The 13,344-nt window shown below is 53.0% G+C and carries 12 protein-coding genes; 7 read left to right on the forward strand and 5 right to left on the reverse strand.

Annotated features, from left to right (window positions below; genetic code table 11):
- Window positions 1-106 precede the first annotated feature (106 nt).
- Window positions 107-2,293: an alpha-galactosidase gene (locus AC6RNO_RS06475; RefSeq protein ID WP_497104990.1), complete on the forward strand. Its 2,187-nt coding sequence runs from the start codon at window positions 107-109 to the stop codon at window positions 2,291-2,293.
- An 84-nt stretch (window positions 2,294-2,377) separates the two neighbouring features.
- Complete coding sequence (locus tag AC6RNO_RS06480) at window positions 2,378-2,896, forward strand: DinB family protein (protein ID WP_488436613.1); 519 nt, start codon at window positions 2,378-2,380, stop codon at window positions 2,894-2,896.
- 94 nt (window positions 2,897-2,990) lie between these two features.
- Here AC6RNO_RS06480 and AC6RNO_RS06485 read toward each other — a convergent pair whose 3' ends face one another.
- Window positions 2,991-3,218: a 3-dehydroquinate dehydratase gene (locus tag AC6RNO_RS06485; protein ID WP_474681624.1), complete on the reverse strand. Its 228-nt coding sequence runs from the start codon at window positions 3,216-3,218 to the stop codon at window positions 2,991-2,993.
- 241 nt (window positions 3,219-3,459) lie between these two features.
- Between AC6RNO_RS06485 and AC6RNO_RS06490 the strand changes: the two genes are divergently transcribed.
- Window positions 3,460-4,086, forward strand: coding sequence for a LysE family transporter (locus AC6RNO_RS06490; RefSeq protein ID WP_497104991.1), 627 nt, complete (start codon window positions 3,460-3,462; stop codon window positions 4,084-4,086).
- A gap of 18 nt (window positions 4,087-4,104) precedes the next feature.
- Here AC6RNO_RS06490 and AC6RNO_RS06495 read toward each other — a convergent pair whose 3' ends face one another.
- Window positions 4,105-4,902 carry an AraC family transcriptional regulator gene (locus AC6RNO_RS06495; protein ID WP_474681622.1) on the reverse strand — a complete coding sequence of 266 codons (798 nt, stop codon included), beginning with the start codon at window positions 4,900-4,902 and terminating at the stop codon, window positions 4,105-4,107.
- A gap of 142 nt (window positions 4,903-5,044) precedes the next feature.
- Between AC6RNO_RS06495 and AC6RNO_RS06500 the strand changes: the two genes are divergently transcribed.
- Together AC6RNO_RS06500 and AC6RNO_RS06505 are read left to right on the forward strand one after the other, a co-directional pair.
- A complete protein-coding gene (locus tag AC6RNO_RS06500) occupies window positions 5,045-5,821 on the forward strand; it encodes a sugar phosphate isomerase/epimerase family protein (RefSeq protein ID WP_474681621.1) in 777 nt (258 codons plus the stop codon).
- Between the two features lie 43 nt (window positions 5,822-5,864).
- Window positions 5,865-6,887 (forward strand): Gfo/Idh/MocA family oxidoreductase, encoded by a 1,023-nt coding sequence (locus AC6RNO_RS06505; protein WP_497104992.1) that lies wholly within the window; start codon window positions 5,865-5,867, stop codon window positions 6,885-6,887.
- 68 nt (window positions 6,888-6,955) lie between these two features.
- Here the strand turns inward: AC6RNO_RS06505 and AC6RNO_RS06510 are convergent, their stop codons facing one another.
- Window positions 6,956-9,067, reverse strand: coding sequence for a sulfatase-like hydrolase/transferase (locus AC6RNO_RS06510; RefSeq protein WP_497104993.1), 2,112 nt, complete (start codon window positions 9,065-9,067; stop codon window positions 6,956-6,958).
- Between the two features lie 258 nt (window positions 9,068-9,325).
- On the opposite strand from AC6RNO_RS06510, the gene AC6RNO_RS06515 reads away from it, so the two are divergent.
- Complete coding sequence (locus AC6RNO_RS06515) at window positions 9,326-10,171, forward strand: YitT family protein (protein ID WP_497104994.1); 846 nt, start codon at window positions 9,326-9,328, stop codon at window positions 10,169-10,171.
- Window positions 10,172-10,179: 8 nt separating this feature from the next.
- Here AC6RNO_RS06515 and AC6RNO_RS06520 read toward each other — a convergent pair whose 3' ends face one another.
- Both AC6RNO_RS06520 and AC6RNO_RS06525 read right to left on the reverse strand, forming a co-directional pair.
- Entirely contained in the window at window positions 10,180-10,854 is a 675-nt protein-coding gene (locus AC6RNO_RS06520; protein ID WP_474681617.1) for a response regulator, read from the reverse strand.
- Between the two features lie 32 nt (window positions 10,855-10,886).
- On the reverse strand, window positions 10,887-12,251 hold the full coding sequence (locus tag AC6RNO_RS06525) for an ATP-binding protein (protein ID WP_497104995.1): 1,365 nt from the start codon (window positions 12,249-12,251) through the stop codon (window positions 10,887-10,889).
- A 74-nt stretch (window positions 12,252-12,325) separates the two neighbouring features.
- Between AC6RNO_RS06525 and AC6RNO_RS06530 the strand changes: the two genes are divergently transcribed.
- The gene (locus AC6RNO_RS06530) at window positions 12,326-13,342 is read left to right on the forward strand and encodes a CPBP family intramembrane glutamic endopeptidase (RefSeq protein WP_474681615.1); all 1,017 of its coding nucleotides are present in this window, start codon (window positions 12,326-12,328) and stop codon (window positions 13,340-13,342) included.
- Window positions 13,343-13,344 lie beyond the last annotated feature (2 nt).

Consider the following 13,344-nt stretch of genomic DNA (forward strand, 5'->3'; position numbering starts at 1 on the left):
TTGAGGAAAAACTACATTTGTCCATATGAATGCGGATTTTGTCCATAGTATTGAGTCCCGGGAAATAGGATAATGAATCCATATGTCCCGGAAAGGTGAGAAAAGCATGAGCATTACGTATGAACCGTCGCAGCAGTTGTTTCATTTGCAAAGCAAAGATATGAGCTACGTCATTCAGCTTGTTAAATCCGCTTACCCCGCGCACGTATACTGGGGGCGCAAGATCAGGGCCGGCCGGCTCGCTTCGATTTTGCAATTCACCGAGCGCAGCTCGTTCTCGCCGAACCCGGTCCGCGAAGACCGCAGCATCTCGTTTGACACGCTGCCGCAGGAATACCCGGCTTACGGCACCAGCGATTACCGCGAGCCCGCCTATCAGGTGGCGCAGCCTAACGGGTCGACGATAACGGAGCTGGTCTATGACCGGCACCGCATTTATAAAGGAAAGCCGAAGCTGGAAGGGCTTCCGGCAACGTATACCGAGAGCGAAGCGGAAGCGGAGACGCTGGAGCTGGAGCTGGTTGACTCCGCGATTGGCCTGCGCGCCGTGCTCGTATATACGGTTTTCGCGGGGCATTCGGCGATTGCCAGGTCGGTGCGATTGACGAACGAAGGCTCCGCCGATCTCAAGCTGCTTCGCGCGCTCAGCGCGAGTGTGGATTTTAAGCACGGCGATTACGATCTTCTTCACTTGTCGGGGAATTGGGCGAGAGAAAGGCATCTGGGGAAAAGATCGCTTGGGCCCGGCAAGCTGACCGTAGAGAGCAGGCGGGGTTCGAGCAGCCACCAGCACAATCCGTTCATTGCGGTGATGGCGAAGGATGCCGGCGAGGAGCACGGGGAAGTGTACGGTTTCAGCCTCGTGTACAGCGGCAATTTTGCCGCACATGCCGAGGTCGATCCTTACGGCAGCGCAAGGGTATCGATGGGCATCAACCCTTTTGATTTCAGCTGGCTGCTTCAGCCGGGCGAGTCGTTCCAGACGCCGGAAGCCGTCATGGTGTATGCGGGCGGCGGACTCGGGGAGATGTCCCGGACGTATCACAAGCTGTACCGGACCCGGCTGTGCCGCGGGGAATTCCGCGACAAGGCCCGGCCCGTGCTCGTCAACAACTGGGAAGCGACTTACTTTCAATTCGATGCGGACAAAATCGAGCGCATTGCCCGCGCCGGTAAGGAGCTCGGCATCGAGCTGTTCGTGCTTGACGACGGCTGGTTCGGTAAACGCGAGAGCGACAACAGCTCGCTCGGGGACTGGTTTGTCAACGAGGCGAAGCTGCCGAAAGGGCTGGAGGATTTGGCGTCCAGGGTTAACAGCCTGGGCCTTGAGTTCGGCCTGTGGTTCGAGCCGGAAATGGTTTCCCCGGACAGCGAGCTGTACCGGAGCCATCCCGATTGGTGCCTGCACGTGCCGGACCGGAGAAGAACGGAAGGCCGCCAGCAGCTCATCCTCGATTTCTCGCGTCAGGACGTTTGCGACGAAATCGCCAAGCAAGTCGGCGATATTTTGCGCAGCGCCCCGATTACGTATGTCAAATGGGATATGAACCGCAATATGACGGAAATCGGCTCGGCCGCGCTGCCTCCCGAGCGCCAAAGAGAGACGGCGCACCGCTACATGCTCGGCCTGTACCGGGTTTTGGAGCAAATCACGGCGGAATTCCCGCATGTTCTTTTCGAAAGCTGTTCCGGCGGCGGCGGCCGCTTCGATCCCGGCATGCTGTACTATATGCCTCAGACGTGGACAAGCGATAATACGGACGCGGTCAGCCGGCTGAAAATCCAATACGGCACGAGCATCGTGTATCCGATCAGCTCCATGGGGGCTCACATATCGGAAGTGCCGAACCATCAGGTTCACCGCGTGACATCGCTCGAAATGCGGGGGCACGTTGCGATGTCGGGTAATTTTGGCTACGAGTTGGATTTGGCCAAGTTCGGCGAGCAGGAACAAGCGGAGGTTAAGCGGCAGATCGAGACGTACAAGCAGATCCGTCCGCTCGTTCAGTTCGGCGAGCTGTACAGGCTGCTCAGCCCGTTCGAGGGCGGCGAGACGGCCTGGATGGTCGTCTCGGAGGATCGCTCGGAAGCAATGGTTGCTTACTTCCGCGAGCTTGCAGAAGCGAATTCGCCGCTGCAATGGCTGCGGCTGAAAGGGCTCGATCCCGACGCCGACTATGAAATCGACGGCAGCGTGTACCCCGGCGATCATCTGATGTACGCCGGGCTCCCTGTCCCCAGGCTGCGTGGGGACTTCCAGAGCAAGCTCTGGCTGCTGCGCCGCAGCGTGTAAGCAAAGATTTGGAACTCGGCTCATCTTGCGCTAAAATGAGAGATAAACGCTATTATTCCATTTTCCGAGAGGAGCTTAGATCTTATGCTGAAACGCCCTGAAAGCAGTGAATATTACTCTTATGTCGCCGATTATATCCAACTGGTGCCGGACGGAGATTACGTGCAGTTTCTTCGCCGCCAAGGGGAAGAAATAGAAGCGCTCTTGGCCCCTGTCTCCGAGGAGCAGGGGAACACCGCGTACGCCGCGGGCAAGTGGAGCGTGAAGGAAGTGCTCGGACATATAACGGATACGGAGCGGATCATGAGCTACCGGCTGCTGCGGATCGCCCGCGGGGACTCCGACATATCGCTGCCGGGCTTCGATCAGGATACGTTCATGCAAGCGGCCTCGTTTGCGAAGCTGACGCTTGCCGAGCTGCTGGCCGATTTCAAAGCTGTGCGCCAAGCCTCGCTGACACTATTCCCGACGATTTCGGACGAAGCCTGGGTGCGGACAGGTCTGGTTATCGGCAACCGGATATCGGCCCGGTCGGTCGCTTATACGTTTGCCGGTCATGCCCAGCACCATTTGCACGTTTTGAAAGAAAAGTATCTCGTCTAACAGCCGAAATAAAGCGCAAAAAGGAACGAAGCCCGAAAAGCTCCGTTCCTTTTTTTGCCGCAAGCAACTATGTACCAGAAAAATCTTGCATCGCCTAATAGAGAGACAATGCAAGAGAATCTCTTTCGTTAAAAGAATGAAGAATCGCTTCACAGCCGATAATCTCGATGCTGATGATGGAATCGAGACATTTTTTGATCGCTCTGCGTCCTTTTACGACTTTAGCTTCCAGGGCGGATTTAAGCAAATTGAATTTCTTTTTATTTTTTTCATCTGAGTATACGGGCACTGTTTTGTTTTGAATTGTAATAAACATTTTCATGACTTTCACCATCCTAACAATTGGATATGACACTAGCATAAAGGACAATTATTAATCTAACATTAAAATAGTTTTACAGTTTTAAAACAATACCCCGGTTCACTTACCTTATACGAGGAAAAACGATGAAATGTTCCAGTTCGCAGAGAAATATTTGCCATTTTGGATGGAGCGGTATGCGGTCAGGAGCTTTTGTGGTATTTTTAGTTGAAACAGCGAGAGGGAATGGGGAGAGAATAGCATGTTTGGGATCGACAATTTTGCGGTTTTTATCATTTCCGGGCTTGTTTTGAATATGGTTCCGGGCAGCGATACGCTCTATATTCTCGGGAGAAGTATGGCGCAAGGCAGGTCTGCGGGGATGATGTCCGTGTTCGGCATAGTTTCGGGGGCTTTGATACATACGGTGCTCGCCGCTTTCGGATTGTCGCTCATTTTGATGAAATCGGTGATTGCGTTCCAGGTGATCAAATGGCTGGGAGCGGCCTATTTGATTTATATGGGGATTAAAACGTTCAGGTCAAAATCGCTGGAGAACGGATCGGGTCAAATCGGACATGCGGCGCAGCGGAAAATATATGCGCAGGGCTTGTTTACGAACCTGCTCAACCCGAAGGTAGCACTCTTTTATTTGGCGTTTTTGCCGCAGTTCGTTTCGGCGGACAATTCGTACGGAGCGCTGCCTTTTCTCATTCTGGGTCTGACTTTTATTGCAACGGGGACGCTCTGGTGCACCTTCATCGTGCTCGCCGCGGAATGGGCGTCGCGGCGGCTGCGGACAGGCTCGTTGTCCAATTACATGAACAAGCTGTCCGGCATTCTGTTTATCGGCCTGGGCATCCATCTGCTCAGAATGACGAAGCCTTAAGAATTCGGCTTTCCGGGCCTACTGCGGGGCCTGCTGCCTGAACAGCTTCGGCGAAATTCCGTACTTTTGCTTGAAGGCGCGGTGAAAGTACGGGTAGCTGCCGAATCCGCAAGTTTCCGCTACCTGCTCCAGCGACATGGAGCTGTCGTGCATCCGTTCGACTGCGCTGGACAGGCGAACCTCCAGGGCGTACTGGATCATCGTTTTGCCGAAGCATTCTTTGAACAGGTGAACGGCGCGGGAGACGCTGAGCTCGACGTGGTCGGCGACATCTTCGATTTTGAACGTCGATGTCGCATGCGCTTCGATAAACCGCTTCATCCTCGTCCCGGTAAAAGGTCTGCCCTGCAGCGTGATCGTCTCGCCGGCGGCTCTCTCGACATACAGGCAAAGCGCGCGCAGCAAATAGCCGCTGAGCTCCTTGTTTTCCTCTTCCATCCGCCGTTTTTCCAAAATGAGCTGGCGCCACAAGGAAATCAGCCTCGCATCCAAATCGATGCGGCTGCAGGTCGCCTTGGGCTTGCCCGCCCACCATGCCTCAATCCAGGAGCCTTTGCAAAACAAGTAATAGTCGCCGCTGGATATTTTGGCATCAGGCTGATCCGGCTGTCGATCGATTTTCAGCTCATACGGGTCGTCGGGCTGAAAAAGCAGCAGATCGCCGGCCTCCACCTTCCGCATGCGCCCATCCACAAGAGCTTCGCAGCGGCCTTCCGTCTGCAGGCGGAACAGGTAGGAGCTAAGTCCGCTTTTGCTGCTGACCTCGAATTTCTCCATATGATAGGAATAGCCGCAAGTTAAAATCTCCGTCTCCATTCGCTTCACCTTTCGTAGCCAAATAGGATATGTTCTGATTATATCGTGAATGTACAATATCCGCCACAATCCGTTATAATGATAATCAAATAGGTTCATTGTTTTTTAACAAAAATACGCATGATGGAAAAGAGGAAATCGAATGGAGCGCTTAGGAATCGGTCTTCAGCTGTACACGCTCAGAGATGATATGCAAAAAGATATGGAAGGAACGCTCCGCCATGTAGCCAAACTCGGTTACGAAGGCGTAGAATTTGCCGGCTACTACGGCAAGCCTGCCGGAGAGCTGAAGCAGCTTCTTGACGAGCTCGGCCTGAAAGCTATCGGCAGCCACGTAAGCCTGGATAATCTGCGCAACAATCTGCAAGGCGAAATCGATTATTTGAAAACATTGGATGCGAAATATATCATTTGCCCTTACGTTTTGCCGGAACAGCGCCAAAATGCGGACGATTGGAAAGAAATCATCAGCTTCTGCGAAAGCGCCGCCGCGGAGTCCAAAAAGCAAGGCCTGCAATTTTTGTATCATAACCATGATTTTGAATTTCATGAAAAGCTGGGCGGCGAGTTTGTTTTTGACGCCATGTATGCCAATACAGGCGACAGCGCGATCAATGTGGAGATGGACGTTTGCTGGGTTCAGTTTGCCGGCCAGGATCCGCTTGCCTATATCGCCAAGTATGCGGGACGTCTGCCGCTCGTTCACTTCAAGGATTTCACGAAAAATGAAGAGGGCAAAATCGTTACGCTGGAGCTCGGACTGGGCGATGTGCAGCTGGATAAAGTCATTGAAGCCGCAGAAAAAGCAGGCGCTCAGTGGCTCGTCGTCGAGCAGGACCACTGCCAAAAAGCGCCGCTTACGAGCGTTGAAAACAGCCTGAACTGGATTAAAGAACACTACACCGGAGTTCGCAGCTAATTATTCTAACAGACTTTGCTAAACAAAAGGAGACCACGAAACTATGAGCAAAATTAGAGTAGCCGTCATTGGATGCGGCTCGATTTCCAAGCATCGCCATATTCCCGAGTATGGCTGGAATCCAAATGTAGAACTCGTTGCATTTGCAGATCCGGTTGTAGAAAGAGCCGAGGAATACGCGCAAACTTACGGCGGCAAAGCATACAGCAGCTACCAAGAGCTGCTGAAGCAGGAAAAAGTGGACGCGGTCAGCGTGTGCACACCGAACTATTTGCACGCGGAAGTTTCCATCGCCGCAGCAAACGCCGGAGCGCACGTACTGGTTGAGAAGCCGATGGCTTCTACGGAAGAAGAAGCGAAAGCGATGATCGATGCGGCGAAGAAGAACGGCGTATTTTTGATGGTCGGACACAACCAAAGATTGATGCCTCCGCACGTCAAAGCGAAAGAAATCCTCGATACGGGCAGGCTGGGTAAAGTGCTGACTTTCCGCACGTCCTTCGGCCATCCCGGTCCTGAGCGCTGGAGCATTGACGGCCGCGGCAGCTGGTTTTTCCGCAAGGAAGAGGCGATCATGGGCGCCATGGGCGATCTCGGCGTGCACAAATCGGACTTGATTCGTTGGCTGCTGAGCGACGAAGTAGCGGAAGTTGCCGCATTCGTAAACACGCTTCACAAAGAAGGAACGGCGGTCGACGACAACGCGACTTGCCTGCTGCGCATGAAAAGCGGAACGATCGGCACGCTCGTTGCGAGCTGGACTTACTACAAAGGCGAAGACAACAGCACCGTCCTCTGGTGCGAGAACGGCGTCATGAAAATCGGCACGCATCCCGAAGATCAGGTGATCGTCGAACTGCTTGACGGCACTGTGGAGCGTTACAAAGTGGGTGCGATCGCGACCAACGAGAAGCAAACCTCCAGCGGTGTCATCGATGAGTTTATCGATTGCGTCAAACAAGGCAAAGCGCCTAGAATTTCGGGAGAAGAAGGCATGCGTTCCCTGAACGTCATTCTTGCGGCTTTCGAATCTCAAGCTACCGGCAAAATCGTGCCTGTTTCCTAATCAATTCGAACTTTAGCAAAAATCCCCTTGCGGCCTCCGTGCCGCAAGGGGATTTGTTCGTGCTGCGTCTATCTGCCGCCGATCTCGATCGGCCACGAGTTCGAGCGGCCGATGACGGCTTCCTTGGAATCTTTCACGGTAACTTGAATGTCCCAAATTCCGGGCTTTAACAGATCGCCTTCGACTTTGGCTGTAAGGGACTGCTCATTTTGCCACGTCGTCGGCAGAGGCTTGCCGTTGAGCGTGGCGCAGCCGAGCGGAGGGAAGTTCGTTCCGGTCAGGCTGATCGTCACCGAGGACCGCCCTGAAAGGTCCTGAGTATCGGCTTCAACTTTCTCGATCGTAATCGGCCCGAAGCCAAGCATATACTTCGGATCGATAATCGGGGCCGTGTATTCTTTGTACGCATGGCGGCCGCCGAAAAGGATGTCGTACTGCAGCGTTTCGTAATCTTTCAAATCGGCTTCATCGATGTTCATCGCTGCGAACTTGTCTTTTGGAGGAATAATTGGTATTTTTTTTGACAGCTCATGTAAAAAATCGGTATAATAATTACCCCGCTGTCTTGAAAGTTCAATTAAGTAAGGCCCAAGAAATGAAGGGCTGAAATTCAGCCGGTCTTTCCGCTCCTTGTCGAAGTTGTTCCAGACGACCAGTGGAACGCTGTACATTTTTTTCAGGAAATCCGGATCGTCTTTGCCGCTAATATATTTGGTGTCGATATATGTAGCGTAGTCGTCTCCAAGCGACGGCAGATGGTCCCCCCAAAACGCGATAATGGTCGGTTCGCCGCTTTTCTCATAATGCTCGACAAGCGATTTCAGCATGTTGTCTGCGGCGCTGATGCCCTGTGCCAGCGTTTCCAGCATGCCCTGCGAGGAAGGCGCCATATTGCCCGACACATCGATCGTATTTTTCGGAAACTTGCCCGGGAAGTAGTGAAAATGATTTTCCATCGTATTGGCGAACACAAAATCGGGCCCTTCGCTTGAACGGGTGGCGCGGAATATATTTTCCGCCACTTCGCTGTCGGCGATGTACGGTCCGGAATAATTCGGCTTGAAGTATTCGATTGGAATATATTTCCCGAAACCGAAATCCTGGTAAACTTTGTTGCTGTTGAAATACCAGTTGTGAAAAGGGCCTATGGCCGTCGACGTGTACCCTTGACGCGCATAGATGGCGGCCAAAGAATCGACTTCATGCATAATAAACTGGTTGTAGGCGATCGAGCCTTGCGGCAGAAAACGCATGGAATTGCCGGTTAACACCTCAAATTCCACATTCGCCGTACCTCCGCCGTATTGCGGAGACAACATCCAGCCGCTGGTCGCTTCTTTTTGAAGCTTATGGAAGAACGGGATTGGGTCGCGGCTGAACTGTACGCCTTTAATCAGCGTAGGGTCCCAGAACGATTCGCTGAGCACGACAATGACATTGGGCTTGATGTCGCTTGGCACAGCGCCGGCTTTGTCCGGTTTGGCGGTCTGGCTGACAATGGCCTCAACCGCTTTGTCGTTGTAGCCGTCGCGCTGATCGCCCCACATCGTCTTGGCGTTAAGCAGGGCAGCAAGCGCGAAGCCGTTGTCTTTCGTATTTTCCGCCTGGTTCCACATGTTGGTTTGGATACCGAGCCACTTTTGCACGGGCAGCGGCGAGTCGGTATAGACCGCAGCAAGCATCAGGATGCCCGCAAGGGCGAGCACACCCCGTTCCCGCAAAGGCACCTTTTTCATAAACAACCGGGTTCTGTAGAGCAAAAAATAGCTGGCGCCGATAAAAAGCACCAGGCCTGCCAACACGTGCACGTTGAAAATGTTGGTCACATATTGGACCATATCCGAAGTTTCTCCGGTCAATACAAAATCCCACGGCAGCAGAGGCATTCCAAGTATTTTCAGCTTGACGCCGCTGACCAGCGCCAAAATTAACAGGACGGCGCTGATCGCCCAATAGGCGACTTTCGTACGGCCGATGGCGGCCATAAACAGAAGCAGGAAGGCGAGGACGATCCAGACATTAAAGATGAGCTGCAGCATATGCCGGGCGCCCCAGGAGACGGTCTCGAAATAATGCCCCCGGCTTAATACTTCCATAATCGCTACCGGAACGAAAGCAGTCAGAAGCAGCGGCAGCCTTGCCTTGAGCACGCTCCAGATTCGGTTAAGATGTGTGTTCATGCCATTCTCCCATGAGATTTGATTAAGAAATTGTAAACAATATATGAAATTATAACATGGGAGTTTGGAATATTCGATGGGACATTTACTAAAATGTAAAGGAATATGAAAGGAATTTCATTCTTTGGCAGGAAAATAGCGGCTGCGGGGAGAAAGTAGTGAAAGCAGACACCATATACAGAGAAGGAGGAGATCATTCTGGCTAATCAGCAGGTGAAATTTCAAAATAAGGCGGCAATCCCTCTGCAGCACAAGAAGATGACCAAGCTTAATTTTATTAGGCGCACGGTCTTTCTAATATTCGGTGCAGCATTAATGGCGGTCGGTCTGGAAATTTTTCTGGTTCCCAACAAAATCATCGACGGGGGAATCACGGGCATTTCCATTATTTTCTCGTATTTGTTCGACTTACCCGTAGGTATCTTTCTTACCATTCTCAACCTTCCGTTCATTTACTTGGGATACAAGATGATCGGCAAAACGTTTGCCCTCTCCACCTTGTTCGCCATCCTCGTTATGTCCATCGGTACGGCATTGCTTCATCCCGTTCAACCTCTAACAATCGATCCGCTGCTTGCCACTGTCTTCGGGGGAATTATTCTCGGCGTCGGCGTCGGCATGGTCATCAGGTTCGGCGGTTCCCTTGACGGCTCCGAAATCGTCGCGATTCTCGTAACCAAAAAAATGCCTTTCTCCGTAGGCGAAATCGTCATGTTCATCAACGTCTTTATTCTCGGCAGCGCAGGGTTCGTATTCGGTTGGGACCGGGCGATGTATTCCTTGATCGCGTATTATATTGCTTACAAAATGATCGATATTACGATCGAAGGCTTTGACGAGTCCAAATCGGTGTGGATTATTAGCGACCGGTTCCGGGAAATCGGCGAAGCGCTGGTTGACCGGCTTGGACGCGGGGTTACTTATTTGGAAGGCGAAGGCGGGTTTTCCGGTGAGAACAAAAAAGTCATTTTCTGCGTAATCACCCGTCTGGAGGAAGCCAAGCTGAAATCCATCGTGGAAGAGCTCGATGCGAGCGCGTTTCTGGCCGTCGGCAATATCCACGATGTCAAAGGCGGACGGTTCAAGAAGAAGGACATCCATTAAGAGTCCGTTTACTTATTATCCCGCTCGAACAACCCGAGGTCGCGCACTTTTTGCGCGGCTTCTTTGCTGCTGGAACTGCCGAGCTTTTTTAAAATATGGCCGACGTGAATTTTTACCGTTCTTAGGGAAATGACGAACCGGTTTGCGATTTCCGTCTGGGTGTGGCCCTGATCGATCATTTCCAGCACCTGAAGCTCTGTCGGCGTAATCAGGTCGCTTACTTCCTTTATTTTGAACTGATGCTCGATTCGTTTCAGCCTGCGGAATTCTTCCCGCATCTGCTCGGCTACGGCCGCATTGATCGGCGCTTGCCGCCTGTGCGCGGCACGAATCGCTTCAGGCAGCTCCTCGAAGCCGGATTTGATCTGATAATCGATGGCTCCCGCCTGAAAAGAACGGAAGATCAAATCTTTTTCCTCCATGGAAGTCAGCATAATCACTTTGATTCCCCATGCGTTCAGCGCTTGCTCCGCGAGGCGGACCCCATCCGGCTTGTCGTCCAGCATAATGTCCATCAGCGCGATGTCGGCAAGCGGCTCTGAATCGTTCAAAAGCACCTGCGCTTCTTCGACCGTGGAAGCGGTCGCCACCACGTCCAAATCCGGCTGGCGGTTCAGGTAAGCGGTCAATCCCCGCAGCCAGTCCCGGTCGTCCTCGACAATCCAAATTTTAATCGTTTCCATGGCAAGTCCTCCTGAGCGTTATACGTTGGCAGCTATGTTGATTCGACCAGGCACGTTTCCGGAAAAGAGAGAAATACGCTGGTGCCTTTGCCGGGTTCGCTCGCAAGCTGCAATGAACCACCGTGCTTCTTCATCACGCTGTAGCAATAGGCGAGCCCGAGTCCGAAATTGTTGCGGCTCCCGCTTTTGGTCGTATAAAATGGTTCCAAAACTTGTTTGATGGCCGATTTGTCAATGCCGATGCCGGTATCTCTCACTTCGAGCACCCAATGTTTCTTGGTCGGAAACAGCTTGACGGTAAGCTCTCCGCCGCCGGGCATCGCTTCGACCGCGTTCATCAGCACATTGGTCAGCGTCTCCGCGATCTGAATGCGGTCGAGCCGCAGCGTCAGCGCCGCGGGAACGCTGTGCTGCACCTGAACGCCGCTGAGGTGCGGCTGCAGCGAGAGCAGCGTGTCCTGCACCAGCTGCTGCAGGTTGACGGGAGAGACGGAGAGCGGGAGCTCCTGCGTCTGCTCGTGCACCCGGCTGATCATGTCGCGGATGTGCAGCGAAGCGTTCATGACGACTTCGATATCCTGCAGCAGCTCGGTTTGATTCGTCTCTTCGGCGTGCTGCTTCATTTTATCGAGAAACAGCCGCATTTTGCCCACATCGTTCTTGATGGCGTGGTTGAGAATCGCCGTTCCCGAAGTGATGGCGCGCAGCGTCGAGTCCAGCTTTCGCCGCTCGATCAGCAGTCTGATGCCGAGGAAGCCGTATTTGAAAAACGTATACACAAAGAACGGCACGACGAACGCCAAAATCCACTGATGATAAATCCACATCCTGTAATAGCCGAGGCTGGGCATCAAGTAATTGAGCACGGCAAAGCAAAGAATCGGCGGCAGCAGGGCGAGACAAGTGAACAAATGCGTCTGCCGCATGGCCGGAAGGCGCTCTTTTTTGACGATAATAAGCATGGAACCCGCAATAATATAAGGGATGGCCCAGCTTGCAACGATCGGAAACGAGATCGGAATTTCTTCGTTATAGCCGGGCGTGAACAGCACGCAAGCTAGCGGCGGCAGAAGCAGCAGGTACGGTAAATAGCGGCGGATGGCCCCCTTCGGCCAGATCGGATTGTACTGCAGCGCCAGCATGGCGAAGGAATAAGGAAGCCCGTAGTAGGAAAGCAGCGAGCTTGCCGCTTGAATGCGAAACAAGAGCAGGGCGATCGATTCGTTGGGAACGACTTGCTTTATATAAGGAACAAAGTCGCTGGACATGACGGCCGCAAGCGCGCCGATACCGCCGGTGAACGAAACCGCGCTCATCCAGCGCATCGTGCCTGACCGCGGGTCCACGAACAGCAATAGCAGGGCGATAATCCATAAAGCGAACAAAACGAAAAGCATGAAGCGGGAATCCTCCGTCATCAGATGTTTCCTTATATTGTGTCATGGAGCTTACTTTTGCACAAGAGTGAAGTTTGAAAAAGGCATCAAGCAGGAAATCGCCTCCAATTCTCGAATCTCCTTTTGGTAGGATTCGGAGAGGAGGAGACATAATAGACGAACGCAAAAGCCCGCTGGCTTCCTGTTTCGCCATTTTGGGGAAATTGCTGCTCACGCTGCTTTTTGCTACGATCATCACAGTGCTGCTAGCTTTCGCGCTTGGCGCAGTTGTCCTTGGCAGGCGGCCCGATTTGATGGGCGGCTCCGAATCGTCTTGGCAAATCGCCCAGTTGATTATGCAGGATCCTTTGTTTGCGCAAGGATCGATGTGGGCGCAATTCGTCGGTTTTGCAGGCGGCGTCTTTGCTGCGTACGCCTTATTCGAAAGGCGCAAAGGCTGGCCGCTGGGATTCGCCACGATCCGGTTCTGGACGAGGATCGGAGAGGGCTTTGCCGCAGGCTTTATTTTCATCACCGCGAGCTGTGCGCTCATCTGGCTGTTCCGGGGAGTGAGGCTCGCCTCGTTCGAATGGAGTTATTTCCTGGGAAAAGAATGGCTGTGGGGATTTCTGCTATTCATCGGCGTGGCATTGAACGAGGAGCTGTTTGCAAGAGGGTACTTGCAGGGGCTCGTTAAGAACCGTTTCGGCTCCGCGCCGGGCGTAGCGGTATCCGCACTCGTATTCGCTTTGCTGCACTCCTTTAACCCGGGAATGTGGAGCACGCCGCTGCCGATACTGAACCTGCTGCTGGCCGGCTTGCTGTTCGGCGTCAGCCGGGAAGCGTCCGGAGGATTGTGGATGCCGGTCGGCATGCATGTGTCATGGAATTTTTTTCAGGGAAACATTTACGGTTTCCTCGTTTCGGGTACGCCGACGGGATCGGCCATCCGGCTCGAACGAACCGGCAGCCCCCTGATTTCCGGCGGATCGTTTGGCGCGGAAGGCAGCCTTGTGACGACTTTCGTGCTGATTGCGGGAACGTATCTCGTCTATGCGTATTATCAAAAGAAGTCGCGATTTGCCGCTGTGGTTGGCAAAAGCGGCATATAAAC

The sequence above is a fragment of the Paenibacillus sp. sgz302190 genome (genome assembly GCF_059820445.1).